Raw genomic sequence first — 15,298 nt, forward strand, 5'->3', positions numbered from 1 at the left:
CATTGTATGATATTCACTTCAAAAACATTCTTACTGAGTGCATTTGTCGCTTTGAGTCTGTGTTCTCCCCTATTAGCACAGAAACAACAAGCCGACCTCATCGTGCATAATGCTGTTGTTTATACGGTCAATAATCAGTTTAATACCGCCGAAGCCTTTGCCATAAAAGATGGTAAATTTATTGGCGTGGGTAGTTCCAAAGATATACTGGCAAGGTTTAACACAAAGCAAAAAATTGATGCCAACAAAAAACCGGTTTATCCGGGGTTTTATGACCCGCATAGCCATTTTTTAGGCTTAGGACAAATGTTGAATCAATGCGACTTAGTTGATACCAAATCTTATGAGGAAATCATTGAACGTTTAAAAAAATTCGCTGCCGAACATCCCGATCATCAGTGGATTATTGGTCGCGGCTGGGACCAGAATGATTGGGAGGTAAAAGTTTTTCCAACCAAAGAATTATTGGATAAAGCATTTCCTGACAAACCTGTGCTTCTGACACGCATTGATGGGCACGCAGCTATCATTAATTCAAAGGCTATTCAATTAGCCAGAATATCACCAGCCAGTAAAGTAAATGGTGGTGATGTAGAAGTAATAGACGGACAACTGACAGGTATTTTAGTTGATAATGCCATGGGATTGGTACGCAGAGTAATACCTGTTTCAACTGAAAAAGAAAAGCAAAATATGCTTTTAGCTGCACAGAAAGAATGTTTTAAATATGGTTTGACCACGGTTTCTGATGCAGGTTTGAATCAGGATGACATTGAGTTGATTGATAAACTGAACAAAGCAGGCTCTCTAAAAATACGCAATTATGTGATGGTATCTTTAGGTATCCGCAATTTGGACTATTATATCAAGAAAGGAATTTATAAAACCGATCGCCTCAATGTACGTTCATTTAAACTCTACGCAGATGGTGCTTTGGGGTCTCGTGGAGCTTGTCTTCTGAAACCTTATAACGATGAACCTACCAAAACCGGATTTTTATTGCTAAGTGCCGCCGAATTGGAAAGAAGCCTGACAGCCATCTATAACTCAGATTTTCAGGCAAATACTCATTGTATAGGCGATTCAGCCAATCGCCTGATTCTGAATCTGTATGGTAAATTATTAAAAGGCAAAAATGCCCGCCGCTGGCGAATAGAGCATTGCCAGGTAGTTTCAAAAGAAGATGTGCCTAAATTCGGCCGATATTCGGTTATTCCATCAATTCAGGCAACCCATGCCACCTCAGATATGTACTGGGCTGATGAACGTCTGGGCAATGAACGGGTAAAAACCGCCTACGCGTTTCAGGATTTACTAAAGCAAAACGGCGTAATTGCCAATGGAAGTGACTTCCCTGTTGAATACGTGAATCCATTATTTGGTTTTCATTCTGCAGTGGCACGTCAAGATGCACAGAATTTCCCGGATGGTGGCTTTCAGATGGAAAATGCCTTAACACGTGAGCAGGCTTTAAAAGCTATGACTATCTGGAGTGCCTATGCCAATTTTGAAGAAAAAGAACGCGGTAGTATTGAAAACGGCAAAATGGCAGATTTTGTGATATTAGAGGCTGATATTATGAAAGAACCTAAAGAAAAACTCCGTAACGTTAAGGTCACCAATACTTTTGTCGGAGGTGAGAAAGTTTATTAAATGTCAATTAAAATAGCTTTTTTTTGATATAAAGAGTACAACAAACAGCTAACTTTACGCAAGTTAAATTTACACAATCATAATCATGGTAAAAGTATTATTCGTTTGTCTGGGCAATATTTGCCGCTCTCCGGTTGCAGAAGGGGTATTTAACGACCTCATACAAAAACATAATTTAGCAGATAAAATCTCTTGCGATTCGGCTGGAACCAAGGGTTGGCACGCCGGACAATTGCCCGACCATCGGGCTATTAAAAATGCCCTGGATAACGGTATTGCATTAACTCATAAGGGCAGAGAGATTCAGGCAGCAGATTTAGATGCTTTCAATCATATAGTAGTAATGGACGAAAGCAACTTTAAAGATGTGTATGAAATGTATTATCGATTAAAACATTCAACTCCTTCTACCGAAAAACTCTTTTTACTCCGTGATTACGACCCTAAAGTAACCGGTGTAAAAGAAGTACCTGACCCCTATTATGGCTCAGAATTAGATTTCGAAGAGGTTTTTCATATCATTCAAAGAAGTTGTAAGGCCCTTATGAATAGTCTGATCGAGAAATATAAATTAGTTGAAGAAACTATTTAGTGATTTTATCCTGAACTGCGATTTAACTGATTGACTTGATTAAGAGAAGAATATATTCTTAGTTATTATAAATCGCTGATTATGTCACCGCTCTAAAAATCTGTATAATCATTAAATCATAGTTCAGACAATTTATTAATCATTCACTAAATCGTTCATTGAATTAATAATAAAATGCCCGATTTTCAGGATTTAGATATTGAAAGCGAAATAAACAGAGATTTCTCAAAGGCACAAGTAACCAGAATTGCCGGATACATTGGTGCGGATACAGATCGCTTTGCTGTTCTGATGAACATCTTTCTGAGGGGTCAGTATATTAATACACAAAAGGCAGGCTGGGTTTTAAGTGAATGTGCCGATGAATATCCGTTTCTGATTATTCCATATTTCAGAAATTTTATTCAGAAATTGCAGGAGCCTTTTGCTTCTGATTCTGTCAAAAGAAATATTATAAGGGTATGGCAGTATGTAGATGTACCCGACGAATACATTGACGATATTTATGACATTTGTTTTGGGTTTATCAATAGCAATGAAGCTATTGCCATCAGAGTTTTTTCGATGACAGTCTGTTATAATATTGCGAGAAAAATACCGGAACTGAAACACGAATTACGATTAATAGTAGAAGATATGCTTATGAAAAATCAGGACGGTTCGGCTGCTATTATTAGCAGGGGGAAGAAGATTTTAACCGACTTGAAGAAAAAATGAGTAAATTTGTGGGGTAAGAAAAACAAAGAAATTTATGAGACTTTCAGGCGGTAATTATACCCCAACGCATGAAATGTTTCCAAATAAACTACCTTAATTCAGGTTTCGGGGGTACTACACTATGAACAAGAAAGTAATTTTAATAATCCTTGATGGTTGGGGGATTCCCAAACCGGGCGAAGAATGGCGTTCGGCCATTGATGCCGCTAATGTACCTTATTTCAGAAAGCTCTTAAAAGAATATCCTCATAGTACTCTGGAGGCATGTGGTCGAGCGGTGGGATTACCAAACGGACAAATGGGTAATTCAGAAGTGGGTCACATGAACTTAGGAGCCGGACGCGTGGTGTATCAGGAATTAGAGAAGATAAGTATAGCCGTAGAAGAAGGCAAATTAGCCAAAGAACCAGCCTTGGTTGATGCTTTTGCCTATGCAAAGGCAAATAACAAAAAAGTGCACTTCATCGGTTTAGCTTCAGATGGTGGTGTGCATTCTCATATCGAGCATTTAAAAGGGCTTTGCAGTGCTGCGGCAGGTTACGGTCTGTCAGATGTATTCGTTCATGCGTTTACTGACGGGCGTGATTGCGACCCTAAAAGTGGCAAAGGTTTTTTAGCTGATTTACAAGCGCATTTAGGGAATTCAACCGGAAAAATAGCTACTGTGGTGGGTCGTTATTATGCCATGGACAGAGACAAACGCTGGGAACGTGTAAAAATGGCTTACGATTCTATGGTAAAAGGTGTAGGCGAGTCTACTATCACAATAGAACAGCTATCTGATACCATTCAGCAATCTTATGACCATAATGTAACTGATGAATTCTTAAAACCGATTGTTATTGTTGAGAACAACGCCCCTATTGGCTTAATAGAAGAAGGTGATGTAGTCATGTGTTTCAATTTCCGTACTGACCGTGGTAGAGAAATCACTGAAGTATTGACACAACAGGATTTTCCTGAATATGAAATGAAAGCACTTAAGCTATATTATCTTACCATGACCAATTACGATGAATCTTTCCATGATGTACACGTTATTTATGAGAAAGATAATCTGACTAACACATTAGGCGAAGTTTTGGAGCGGGCAGGTAAAAAACAGATTCGTATTGCAGAAACTGAAAAATACCCTCACGTAACTTTCTTCTTTTCAGGTGGCCGCGAAGAACCGTTTGCCGGCGAAAGTCGTTTGCTATGCCCATCTCCTAAAGATGTGCCTACTTATGATTTAAAACCACAAATGGCGGCTTTCGATATTGACAACTCGATCCTTCCTGAATTGCAAAAGCATGAGGTTGATTTCGTATGTCTGAATTTTGCGAATCCTGACATGGTTGGGCATACAGGTGTATTCAGTGCCGTAGTGCAGGCCGTAGAGGCAGTTGATAAATGCCTGGAGCAAGTAGTAGATACGGCACTCGAAAATGGCTATACGGCAATCGTGATTGCCGACCACGGTAATGCTGACTATATGATTAATGACGACAAAACCCCTAATACCCAGCACTCGCTTAACTTAGTGCCTTGTATTGTGGTAGATAAAACAGACCGTTATCAGGTAAAAGATGGAAAGTTAGGCGACATTGCCCCTACTATTCTGACTCTGATGGGTGTTGAAATACCAAAAGAAATGACAGGCAACGTATTAATTTCTTAAGATTCCTTCAAAATCTTTCATTAAAAAGAAATCCTCATAGCTGAGCTACGAGGATTTCTTTTTAATTGCCTTATTACAAAAGATTAGGCGTAAACCTCTTCTGCAATTTTATTGAATTCGTCAACCTTAACAGTTTTCTTTTCTACTGTCATATTTCCTTTCAAAAACTCGCGTACTTTTTTGCCAAATGCACGGTCTGTATAACGACGAACAGCATTATCTTTGTTTTCTTTCAATTGCTTGCGAGCCATATTATCGATAATGTCTTCGAGACCTTCGTAAGAATACGCACCGAAATAATTACGCATTTCTGCTTTTACTTCTTCAACAATATCATTATACTCTAACTTAATTTCGTTGTTAGATGCAACCTCATTACGGATCAGATCCATGCGTAAACCACGCGCAAAAGCATCATAATCTTTTTCGATGTCTTCTTCTGTAAATTTACCTTCGTTGATATTCAACAACCATTTTTTTAAAAATGCATCTGGTAATTCAATATGAATATTATCTAAAAGTGTTTTTTCTACCTCAAAATCTAATAAATAATCACTTTCACGCTCGTAGTTTTCTTTAACAATCTTCTTGATTTCTTCTCTGAATTCTTCTTCATTAGTAACTTTACCTGCACCAATCGCTTTGTCAAAAAATTCCTGATCAATATCAGCTGGTGCTACTCTTGTGATTTTCTCTACTGTAAATTCAAACTCCCCTGCTAAAGCAGCCGCTTCTTCCTCACTTTTACCTGTAGCGAAACCTAAATCTTTGGCATTTTCAAAAATTGACTGAATGTCAAAATTCACACTGCTTCCTTTTTCTAATCCTTTAAAAATATGGAAAGAGTCTTCACGCACGCGGCCCGTCGAGATGGTTGCATCTTTGATTTCAGTTTCAGATGACTCTTGTTTCAATGTTCCAAAAACCAGGTCTTCTTTCTCTACCTCTTCTGCTTCTGTATCTTTTCCAAAACGACGACGGATATCCTCAATGGCTTCGTTTACTCTCTCCTCTGTTGGCTCTATCTCGTAATTCGTAATGGCCGGAATCGAACTTAAATCTACTGTAAAGTCAGAAGCCAATCCTAAATCATATTCAAAAGAAAACTCTTTGCTGTTGTCCCAATCTACTTTTGCCGAAAGTTCGTTATCTGGCATTGGGTCTCCTACTACACGCAATTTATTATTGGTAATATATTCGTTAGTACTTTTTGAAACCAGGTTAATTACTTCATCGACTAAAATGCTTTTACCGTATAATCTTTGGATATATTCTTTAGGAACCATGCCCGGGCGAAAGCCTTTCACCTGTGCAGTTTTTGTATATTGCTTAATTTTCTTATCTACTTCAGGCTTGTAGTCTGCCTCTGTAACACTTACTTTAAGTCTGCCGGTTGTTGCAGAAGTCTTGTCGAATATTGTTTCCATTATGTAGGAATATGAGGTTTATTTTGATAAAATCGCCACGTTCAGCAGTAAAAAGCTGAACGACCAAAAAGTTTTATAGAGCTAAAACTGGTATTATTAAAAAACCCCCTGACCAGGCAAGGTTCAGAGGGTTGTCTGTACGGGCGGAGGGACTCGAACCCCCATGCCTTGCGACACCAGATCCTAAGTCTGGCACGTCTACCAATTTCGCCACGCCCGCATCGCTCATTTCCGGTCAGTTGTAACTGAATCGGGCTGCAAAGGTAATTAGTTTTTTTGTTCATGTCAACTCCTTTTAAAAAAATATTTATTTTTTTTCAAAACTTTTTCTCAGCCTATGAAAAAACAGAAATTTATTTATTGCTTTAAGAATTATTTGCGCTTACCCCGCTAATTAATTATATTAGTCTTCAGGAATACAATAAAACAAAAGGATGTTAGGAGAAATAGCAGAAAAAGTGGAAACCAGTCGCCAGCCTGAGCCAATGATAAATCTTGAGAAAGAAAGAGCGGAGATATTAGCAAAGTATCGTCGATTACTGCGGGCGGCCAAACCCACCCTGAAAGAAGATGATGCCAAACAAATAAAAAAAGCATTTACGATTTCGATGGAAGCGCATAAGGATATGCGGCGGAAATCGGGAGAACCCTATATATATCACCCATTAGAAGTGGCTCAGATTTGCGTAGAAGAAATCGGATTGGGTGCAACTTCAATTATCTGTGCGCTTTTACACGATGTAGTTGAAGACACAGACATGACCCTGAAAGAGATAGAAAAGGAATTCGGATCCAAAGTAGCCCGGATTATAGATGGTCTTACTAAAATATCAGGCAATTTCGAGCAAGGTACATCTGCACAAGCCGAAAATTTCCGAAAAATGCTGATTACGCTTTCAGAAGATGTACGTGTCATTCTGATAAAACTGGCCGACCGACTCCATAATATGCGTACGCTTGGCAGCATGGCTCGGAACTCGCAGCTGAAAATTGCCCATGAAACCATTTTTATCTATGCCCCCCTTGCTCATCGTTTAGGTCTATATAAAATTAAATCCGAGCTCGAAGACCTCTATCTTAAGTACACCGAACCAGAGACATTTAAAGACATTGCTCAAAAACTCAAAAGTACAAAGTCAACCCGCGACAGGTTCATTGACAACTTCATTAAACCTATCAAAAAAAAACTACAGGATACCGGCATTGAGTTTGTAATTAAAGGTCGTCCAAAACATATATACTCCATCTGGAACAAAATAAAAAAACAGAATACCCCTTTTGAAGAAATCTTCGATTTATTCGCTATAAGAGTAATTCTGCAGAATGTTCCGCCAGAAAAAGAAAAATCAGCTTGCTGGCAGGTTTATTCTATTGTAACCGATCAGTATAAGCCTAATCCTGACCGATTGAAAGACTGGATTTCAATTCCTAAAGCCAACGGATACGAATCCTTGCATACAACTGTTATGAGCCAGACGGGTCAATGGGTAGAAGTTCAGATTCGTACCGAGCGGATGGACGAAATTTCGGAAAGAGGTTATGCAGCACACTTTAAGTATAAAGGCAATGATACCTCAATGAATGCGCCGCTCGACCGCTGGATTAATCAGGTACGTGAAACACTGCAATCTGGCGACAAATCGGCTATTGAGTTTCTGGAAGACTTCAGAGGCAATTTCTATAACGAAGAAGTTTTTGTTTTTACGCCTAAAGGCGATTTAAAGGTATTAAGAAAAGGAGCTACTGTATTAGATTTCGCCTTTGAGATTCATACTGACATAGGCAGGAAATGTACTGCCGGAAAAGTGAATAATCAGTTAGTACCGATTAGCTATACCTTACAAAACGGCGATCAGGTCGAGATTCTAACTACCAAAAACCAGAAACCTTCAGAAGACTGGCTCAGGTTTGTTACTACTACTAAAGCAAAAGCCCGTATAAAAGACCTGCTGAAAGAAGAAAACAAGGTTTATTATAGTGATGGTAAAGAAATAATAACTAAAAAGTTTAAAGTTCTGGGCTTAGAAAATAACCTCGAAACACTTAATCAGTTAAGAGCCTATTTCAATAAAAAAGATTATAACGACCTCTATTATGCCTTTGGTAAAGCCTATATTCATGCCGATGAAATCAAGAAATTTAAGGCTGACAGAGAAGCACGTTTAAATAAACAAGCCAGAATCGAAATAGACAATAAGGCGTTTATTGATGCCAAGAGTTTTGAAAAAGAAATTAAAAAAGTAAAAGGTAACGACACTCTCTTTATCGGAGATGATTTACAGGAAATTGATTTTACTTTAGCCCGTTGCTGTAATCCTATACCAGGTGACGACGTATTTGGTTTTCTGACCGTCAACGAGGGGATTAAAATTCACCGCAATTCCTGCCCAAACGCACAGCAATTACTATCTCAGTATGGGAATAGGGTCATTAAAGCGCGGTGGTCGTCACAAGTAGCCAAAGCCTTCGTTGCTACTATACACTTAGATGGCATAGACCGGATGGGAATGATTCAAGACATCTCCAAAGTTATATCAAGCGAATTACATATTAATATGCGTTCTTTGGCAGTTGATACAAATGATGGTATATTTACGGGTGATATAAAACTATATGTTCAGGATACACGACATTTAGAAAAACTGATGAAGCAATTAGGCGAGATAGAGGGCGTTCACCAGGTAACACGTGTCGATGTAGAAAACTGAACCTAAACACACTATAATAACCCACTCCTCAATGAAACCCTTAGCTATCCTGTTAATGTTTGTATTGATTAGTTTGTCGGCTTCTGCTCAGACCTTAGATACCCTTACTGCAAAAAGAGTATTCATTACTACAAAAATATACAGAAATGGCTTTAAACTTTCGCATGGCAAAATCCTGAGCCTGTATAAAGATACCTGGCAACCCAAAGTAAAATATAAATGGGGCTATTACATGAACCCCGTAGCCCCTGTTGTAACTGTTGCCGGAATAGGATTAGCCGTAGTGGCTTTAAAAGGTAAAGATGCCACGGCAATTGTTAAAGGAAATGAAGTGCAGTATAAGATTCGTAGTCTTCCTAAATTACTGATTGGCATTGGCCTTGCAGGAGCAGGTTTGTGTATGATAGAGTCTTCTAACGAACTGGTTCAACACTCTGTCGATATTTATAATGCCAAATTGAAAAATCAGAAACCGGCAATTTCTTTTATACAACAGATAAATTTTGGCTTTACAGAAAGTAATGGCGTTGGTCTCACGCTCAGATTTTGATGTTTTGGTTTCATTATTGTCAGTAAAATTGTCTTCCAGAAGCCGCTTTAGATGTTGCTTCATTTTTCAGAATTTAATCTTCATATTTTAATCAGAGAAAAAAAATTGCCCTTAAATAAATTTTTTCGCTCTTAATTAATATTTAATATCAGAAAGGTTATAAATTCTATATATTTGTAATCGAATTTACAAAAAGGACTAAAAAAATCCCCGAATTACTTATACATGACAATTTTAGGAATTTCTGCATTTTACCATGATTCTGCAGCAGCTCTTATCAGGAATGGCGAAATTCTCGCAGCAGCCCAGGAAGAACGATTTACAAGAATAAAACATGACCCGGCATTCCCGGCGAATGCCGTAAGATTTTGTTTGGATTATAGTGGAATGACCTTAGATAAGGTAGATGCCATTGTTTTCTACGATAAGCCCTTATTAAAATTTGAACGTCTCTTAGAGACCTACTATGGCTTCTCTCCAAGGGGTCTTAAATCGTTTCTTACATCTATTCCGGTATGGCTTAAAGAGAAGATGTTTCTTAAAAGAATGCTTCATGAAGAATTGGAAAAAATCGGAAATTATAATAAAAGAAAAGCAAAATTACTTTTTCCAGAGCACCATCTTTCACATGCCGCCAGTGCCTATTACCCCTCTCCTTACCAGGATGCCGCTATACTGACTATTGATGGCGTTGGCGAATGGGCAACAGCCTCAATCTGTTATGGCAAAGGAAACCAGATGACAATCCTGAAAGAGTTGCGCTTTCCGCACTCGTTAGGGTTGCTATATTCGGCCGTTACCTATTATTGCGGATTTAAAGTAAACTCAGGCGAATACAAACTGATGGGCTTGGCTCCTTATGGCAATCATGGCTCTGCGCAGGTAGCCCGGTTTGTTGACCTCATCAGAAATGAACTCATCGAAATAAAGCCTGATGGTTCAATATGGCTCAATCAGGAATATTTCAACTATGCAACCGGGCTAAGAATGGTATTTGATGACAAATGGGAGCAACTTCTGGGCTTTAAACGCCGTGAATCTGAAAGTCTGTTAGAACAAATTCACTGCGATTTCGCCCTGGCCATTCAGGAAATTACAGAAGAGGTTGTGATTAAGATGGCTGAAGAAGCCAAACGACTGACAGGCTCTAAAAACCTTTGCATGGCAGGTGGAGTCGCTCTCAACTGCGTAGCAAACGGTAAACTGCAAAAAACCAGTATTTTTGAAAATATTTATATTCAACCCGCTGCTGGAGATGCAGGGGGTGCATTAGGTGCTGCATTGGCTGCTTACTATATCTATTTTAACCAGGAGCGTAATCCCACTCCGAATACTTTAGACGAAATGCACGGTTCTTATTTAGGGCCAGAGTATTCTGATCTTGAAGTGAAACAAATGGCTAAAAAGTACGATGCCAACTATCAGTATTTTGGAAATTTTGAAGAGTTAGCGGCAGAAACTGCCCAACTTCTGTCAGAAGGCAATGTAATAGGCTGGTTTCAGGGGCGAATGGAATTTGGCCCGAGAGCCTTGGGTGGCAGAAGCATTTTAGGTGATGCCCGAAACCCCGAAATGCAAAAAAAACTGAATTTAAAAATTAAATACAGAGAGGGCTTCCGTCCTTTTGCGCCGTCTGTTTTGGCAGAAGATGTCGAAGAATATTTTGAATGCGAAACACCCTCGCCTTATATGCTATTGGTACACGGAGTAAACAAAAAAAGAAGAACCGTTTTTCCCGACAATTACGAGCAATTGCCTATGATGGAAAAACTCTACTTTTTACGTTCAGATTTACCTTCAATTACACATATCGATTACTCTGCCCGTATTCAGACTGTCCATCAGGAAACCAATCCACGGTATTGGACACTCATCAACGAATTCAAAAAGCAAACAGGCTATGGCGTTATCGTCAATACTAGCTTTAACGTTCGTGGCGAACCCATCGTTTGTACCCCTGAAGATGCCTACAAGTGCCTTATGCGTACCGAAATGGACTATTTAGTAGTTGGAAATTTTATATTTGATAAAAAATTCCAACCAAAATGGACTGAATCAGAATCATGGAAAGATGAATATAAATTAGATTAGTTTTGCACCCCTAAAAACTATTATAACCTTAAACCAATCCCCCGAAGGGAGGGATATGTACAGATATGGATTTTTTACAAGACCTCTGGAACTTCTTAAAAGAAAGAAAAAAATGGTGGCTTATGCCAATGATTGTGGTATTATTATTAATTGGAGTTTTGATTGTGATTGGTGGCGGATCAGCTATTGCTCCATTTATTTATACTTTATTCTAAGTTATTTTAAAGAATGAAACAACAAAACACAAAAGAGATTGTCCTGACAATTGTGGTAGGGCTATTAGTGTTATTTTTTATTTTTAAAATACAAGGGCTTTTAATCGCAGCTCTTGTTGTGGGCCTATTGGGGGTACTTTCTAATTTTATTGCTGAAAAAATCGCCTGGATCTGGCTAAAATTTGCTGAAGTTTTAGGAAGAATTAACTCTACCGTATTATTGAGTCTGATTTTTTTCATTTTTCTTACTCCTATTGCTCTTTTAATGAAAATTTTCAAAAAAGAAGATGTCCTGAAACTGAAAAAGCCTGCTGCCAGTGCATACGATGAGCGAAATCATACTTATGTAAAAAAAGACCTGGAAAATACCTGGTAATATATCATTTACGAATATTCCTCCGACTTATACAAGCATTGAACTATACCCAGTGCTTGTTTATCTATTTTGAGAAAAATAATCATTCGTTGATACATTTTTCCGTTCTTATCTATTTTCTTTGTAACTTCACACCAAAATAACAGTCAAACATAGCGAACAATATGGTTCCGAATCCATCAAATTTTGACTCAGCCAAGCGTATTTTTACTGCCTACCTCGAAGCTAAACAGCTTCGAAAAACCCCGGAAAGATACGCAATCCTGGAAGAAATATACTCACGTGATGACCACTTTGAGGTAGAAGACCTGTATATTTCTATGAAAAACAAAAAATATCAAGTCAGTAGAGCAACAGTATATAATACCCTTGATTTATTAGTAGAATGTGACCTCGTAACCAAACACCAGTTCGGTAAAAACCTGGCACAATACGAAAAAGCCTATGGTTACAAACAACATGACCACCTGATTTGTGTCGACTGCCATAAAGTCATGGAATTCTGTGACCCCCGCGTGCAAAATATACAAAGTATGGTAGGCGATATGCTCCAGTTTAAAGTTATGCACCATTCGTTGATATTCTACGGCAATTGTCAACGAGAAAGATGTGAAAACAAAGTTTAATTTTTTCTAATATATAATTACAGACATAGTCTTTTTAACCAATAATGATTGATATACTTTTAGGTTTACAATGGGGCGATGAAGGCAAAGGGAAAATTGTTGATGTGCTTGCCCCTGATTATCAGGTTGTTGCTCGTTTTCAGGGTGGCCCCAATGCCGGCCACACACTTGAATTTGATGGCATCAAACATGTTCTGCATCAGATACCCTCAGGTATTTTCCGTGCCGATTGTTTAAATATTATAGGTAATGGTGTAGTGCTTGATCCTATCGTTTTTCGTAGAGAAATTGAGGGTTTAGCTAAGTATAACCTCGAATTGAAGAAGAACCTGATTATTTCAAAAAAGACTGCTATCATTATTCCAACACATAGATTATTAGATGCTGCTTTAGAAAAAGCCAAAGGTGATTCAAAAATTGGTTCTACACTACGTGGCATCGGCCCTGCATATTCCGACAAGGTATCTCGTCAGGGATTAAGATTAGGTGATATTCTTTCTGCTAATTTTGAAACCAAATACCGTAATCTGGTTTCAATACATAAACAAACTTTAGATTTCCACGAATTCGCTTATGACCTTTCAGAATCTGAAAGAGAATTTTTTGCAGCCATTGAATTCCTGAAAGAATTTACCATTCTTGACAGCGAATACATTGTGAACGATTCCCTTAAAAAAGGACAGAAAATATTAGCCGAAGGTGCACAAGGCTCATTATTAGATATAGATTTCGGTTCGTATCCGTTCGTAACGAGTTCTAATACTACTGCGGCAGGGGTTTGTTCTGGTTTAGGCGTTGCGCCCCGTAGCATTGGCGAAGTATATGGTATCTTCAAAGCTTATTGTACAAGAGTAGGAAGCGGGCCATTCCCTACTGAATTGAACGATGAATTAGGAGAGGCTATTCGTCAGGAAGGAAGAGAGTTTGGTGCAACCACTGGCCGCCCGCGCCGTACAGGCTGGTTAGATTTACCTGCTTTGAAATACAGCATCATGCTCAATGGTGTTACACAATTAATAATGATGAAAGTGGATGTATTAAATTTCCTTGACGAAATTAAGGTTTGTACCCACTATCGTCTGCCAGATGGCACAATTACAGAGCAAATGCCATTTGATTTAACTGATATTACAGTGGAGCCTATCTACAAATCGTTTAAAGGTTGGAAATGCTCTTTGGAGAACTTCCATACTTATAATGAAATTCCTGCAGAATTGTCAGATTATATCAATTATTTAGAAGCCGAATTAGCCGTTCCGATTAGTTTCATCTCTACCGGGCCAGACCGCGAAGCCGTTATTTTAAGAGAGGCTGTAGTGTCTTGATACCCAAATATTATAAGTCTCTTAGACCGAAATCTAAGAGACTTAATTTTTCAGACACATTGTACTTGATGGGTAAATAAACTCTAAGATTTTAATATACCATCCCTACGGGACTTAAAAGCGACTTTAGCTATTTTTTTCTACCTATATAGCATCCCTACGGGATATTTTTAAGTCCTGTAGGGACGATATACCGGTACGAATAATAAATTTCCCCACTGTCGATATCCCGTAGGGATAATATATTTCCATTTGATCAACGAGTATGAATCATATACTGGCCCAATATCTTTTCAATAAAGAAACCCTTTACAAAAATCCACAGACTGGAATAGATTCTGAAAAAGAGATTGTAGCCGAAAAAAAAGAGACCTCTTCGGCGGAAGAAACCCCTGAAGTTTTTTCAACACCAAAAGTTGCACCCACCCCACCCCCTGTTCTGGTAGCTGAAGCACCTAAACCTGTAGTACCTGTCACTATTCCTCTGAAACTTAACCATAAAGTTTTAGTAATTTCCGAGGTAATTTCTGAGGATGAAAAAGGTTTATTAAGTAAAATTTTAAGGGCTGTTGGTTTATCATTAGCGCAAATTGATTTGATAGAAATACAAAAAACTCAACAAATAGATTACCCATCTTTTATTGAACAAAAAATTACGGCCAAATTTATCAGCTTCGGGGTTGGGCTTAGTAAACTTAACTGGGATTTGATGTTGGTGCCTTACGAAATCAGAACAGTGTCAGGTATTGATTTTTTATTAGCTCATGATTTAGGTGTTATCGCAGCAGACACCAAATTAAAAAAAGATCTTTGGGCAGCTTTGCAAAAAATGTTTAATAAATAATCTTCGTCGCTATATTCCAACTCTACAAAAGTATTTTTCAATGACCTGTCATACTTTTAACAATTTTGTCAGTTAATACTGAAAATTTGTCAGAAAACCGTACCTTTGCGGCTCGTTGGCAAAAATCTTGTTGACTTGTCAGCAACCTCAATATCAGACATCTTTGTCTGGTTTTAACTTGTACAATTATTAAAACCATAAAAAATCAAAATAACTATGTCAGTAAACGTTAAGCCATTAGCAGACAGAGTATTAATTGAAGCTGCTCCGGCGGAAGAAAAAACGGCATTCGGTATTATCATTCCCGACACTGCTAAAGAAAAACCACAAAAAGGTATCGTAGTAGCAGTAGGTCCTGGCAAAAAAGACGAGCCGCTATTAGTAAAAGTAGGTGATAGCGTACTTTACGGAAAATACGCTGGAACTGAAATTACCGTTGAAGGCAAAGAATACCTTATCATGCGTGAATCAGACATCTACGCAATCGTTTAATTTTATCAGACTAAAGGTTCGC

At 38.3% G+C, this 15,298-nt stretch carries 14 protein-coding genes and 1 tRNA gene; 13 read left to right on the forward strand and 2 right to left on the reverse strand.

Annotated features, from left to right (window positions below; all coding sequences use genetic code 11):
* The first annotated feature begins 6 nt into the window (after positions 1-6).
* The 4 genes from H1R81_RS19415 (at position 7) to gpmI (ending at position 4,622) form a co-directional block, all read left to right on the forward strand.
* The gene (locus tag H1R81_RS19415; RefSeq protein ID WP_181842402.1) at positions 7-1,653 is read left to right on the forward strand and encodes an amidohydrolase; all 1,647 of its coding nucleotides are present in this window, start codon (positions 7-9) and stop codon (positions 1,651-1,653) included.
* Between the two features lie 85 nt (positions 1,654-1,738).
* Entirely contained in the window at positions 1,739-2,245 is a 507-nt protein-coding gene (locus H1R81_RS19420; protein ID WP_181842403.1) for a low molecular weight protein-tyrosine-phosphatase, read from the forward strand.
* 174 nt (positions 2,246-2,419) lie between these two features.
* Positions 2,420-2,962: a hypothetical protein gene (locus tag H1R81_RS19425; RefSeq protein ID WP_181842404.1), complete on the forward strand. Its 543-nt coding sequence runs from the start codon at positions 2,420-2,422 to the stop codon at positions 2,960-2,962.
* Positions 2,963-3,083: 121 nt separating this feature from the next.
* Positions 3,084-4,622 carry a 2,3-bisphosphoglycerate-independent phosphoglycerate mutase gene (gene gpmI / locus H1R81_RS19430; protein ID WP_181842405.1) on the forward strand — a complete coding sequence of 513 codons (1,539 nt, stop codon included), beginning with the start codon at positions 3,084-3,086 and terminating at the stop codon, positions 4,620-4,622.
* An 83-nt stretch (positions 4,623-4,705) separates the two neighbouring features.
* Here the strand turns inward: gpmI and H1R81_RS19435 are convergent, their stop codons facing one another.
* Complete coding sequence (locus H1R81_RS19435; RefSeq protein WP_181842406.1) at positions 4,706-6,049, reverse strand: trigger factor; 1,344 nt, start codon at positions 6,047-6,049, stop codon at positions 4,706-4,708.
* A 138-nt stretch (positions 6,050-6,187) separates the two neighbouring features.
* Positions 6,188-6,269 (reverse strand) — tRNA-Leu (locus H1R81_RS19440).
* Positions 6,270-6,483: 214 nt separating this feature from the next.
* Here H1R81_RS19440 and H1R81_RS19445 point away from each other — a divergent pair.
* The 9 genes from H1R81_RS19445 to groES all read left to right on the forward strand — a co-directional run bounded on the left by H1R81_RS19445 (position 6,484) and on the right by groES (position 15,276).
* Positions 6,484-8,757: a bifunctional (p)ppGpp synthetase/guanosine-3',5'-bis(diphosphate) 3'-pyrophosphohydrolase gene (locus tag H1R81_RS19445; protein WP_181842407.1), complete on the forward strand. Its 2,274-nt coding sequence runs from the start codon at positions 6,484-6,486 to the stop codon at positions 8,755-8,757.
* A 31-nt stretch (positions 8,758-8,788) separates the two neighbouring features.
* On the forward strand, positions 8,789-9,307 hold the full coding sequence (locus H1R81_RS19450; RefSeq protein ID WP_181842408.1) for a hypothetical protein: 519 nt from the start codon (positions 8,789-8,791) through the stop codon (positions 9,305-9,307).
* Between the two features lie 225 nt (positions 9,308-9,532).
* On the forward strand, positions 9,533-11,398 hold the full coding sequence (locus H1R81_RS19455; RefSeq protein ID WP_181842409.1) for a carbamoyltransferase: 1,866 nt from the start codon (positions 9,533-9,535) through the stop codon (positions 11,396-11,398).
* Between the two features lie 65 nt (positions 11,399-11,463).
* Entirely contained in the window at positions 11,464-11,613 is a 150-nt protein-coding gene (locus H1R81_RS19460; protein WP_165372095.1) for a DUF5989 family protein, read from the forward strand.
* Between the two features lie 13 nt (positions 11,614-11,626).
* Positions 11,627-11,989 (forward strand): hypothetical protein, encoded by a 363-nt coding sequence (locus H1R81_RS19465; protein ID WP_181842410.1) that lies wholly within the window; start codon positions 11,627-11,629, stop codon positions 11,987-11,989.
* A gap of 164 nt (positions 11,990-12,153) precedes the next feature.
* The gene (locus H1R81_RS19470; RefSeq protein WP_181842411.1) at positions 12,154-12,615 is read left to right on the forward strand and encodes a Fur family transcriptional regulator; all 462 of its coding nucleotides are present in this window, start codon (positions 12,154-12,156) and stop codon (positions 12,613-12,615) included.
* 44 nt (positions 12,616-12,659) lie between these two features.
* Positions 12,660-13,940 (forward strand): adenylosuccinate synthase, encoded by a 1,281-nt coding sequence (locus H1R81_RS19475; RefSeq protein WP_181842412.1) that lies wholly within the window; start codon positions 12,660-12,662, stop codon positions 13,938-13,940.
* 265 nt (positions 13,941-14,205) lie between these two features.
* Entirely contained in the window at positions 14,206-14,784 is a 579-nt protein-coding gene (locus tag H1R81_RS19480) for a DNA polymerase III subunit psi (RefSeq protein WP_181842413.1), read from the forward strand.
* 216 nt (positions 14,785-15,000) lie between these two features.
* Positions 15,001-15,276: a co-chaperone GroES gene (groES, locus tag H1R81_RS19485; protein ID WP_101725194.1), complete on the forward strand. Its 276-nt coding sequence runs from the start codon at positions 15,001-15,003 to the stop codon at positions 15,274-15,276.
* Positions 15,277-15,298: the final 22 nt, after the last annotated feature.

Source organism: Emticicia sp. BO119, assembly GCF_013912375.1.
Taxonomy (GTDB): Bacteria; Bacteroidota; Bacteroidia; order Cytophagales; family Spirosomataceae; genus Emticicia.

Coding starts and splice junctions, on each gene's coding strand:
- H1R81_RS19415 (WP_181842402.1), top strand. CDS start 7: ATGATATTCACTTCAAAAACATTCTTACTGAGTGCATTTGTCGCTTTG.
- H1R81_RS19420 (WP_181842403.1), top strand. CDS start 1,739: ATGGTAAAAGTATTATTCGTTTGTCTGGGCAATATTTGCCGCTCTCCG.
- H1R81_RS19425 (WP_181842404.1), top strand. CDS start 2,420: ATGCCCGATTTTCAGGATTTAGATATTGAAAGCGAAATAAACAGAGAT.
- gpmI (WP_181842405.1), top strand. CDS start 3,084: ATGAACAAGAAAGTAATTTTAATAATCCTTGATGGTTGGGGGATTCCC.
- H1R81_RS19435 (WP_181842406.1), bottom strand. CDS start 6,049: ATGGAAACAATATTCGACAAGACTTCTGCAACAACCGGCAGACTTAAA.
- H1R81_RS19445 (WP_181842407.1), top strand. CDS start 6,484: ATGTTAGGAGAAATAGCAGAAAAAGTGGAAACCAGTCGCCAGCCTGAG.
- H1R81_RS19450 (WP_181842408.1), top strand. CDS start 8,789: ATGAAACCCTTAGCTATCCTGTTAATGTTTGTATTGATTAGTTTGTCG.
- H1R81_RS19455 (WP_181842409.1), top strand. CDS start 9,533: ATGACAATTTTAGGAATTTCTGCATTTTACCATGATTCTGCAGCAGCT.
- H1R81_RS19460 (WP_165372095.1), top strand. CDS start 11,464: ATGGATTTTTTACAAGACCTCTGGAACTTCTTAAAAGAAAGAAAAAAA.
- H1R81_RS19465 (WP_181842410.1), top strand. CDS start 11,627: ATGAAACAACAAAACACAAAAGAGATTGTCCTGACAATTGTGGTAGGG.
- H1R81_RS19470 (WP_181842411.1), top strand. CDS start 12,154: ATGGTTCCGAATCCATCAAATTTTGACTCAGCCAAGCGTATTTTTACT.
- H1R81_RS19475 (WP_181842412.1), top strand. CDS start 12,660: ATGATTGATATACTTTTAGGTTTACAATGGGGCGATGAAGGCAAAGGG.
- H1R81_RS19480 (WP_181842413.1), top strand. CDS start 14,206: ATGAATCATATACTGGCCCAATATCTTTTCAATAAAGAAACCCTTTAC.
- groES (WP_101725194.1), top strand. CDS start 15,001: ATGTCAGTAAACGTTAAGCCATTAGCAGACAGAGTATTAATTGAAGCT.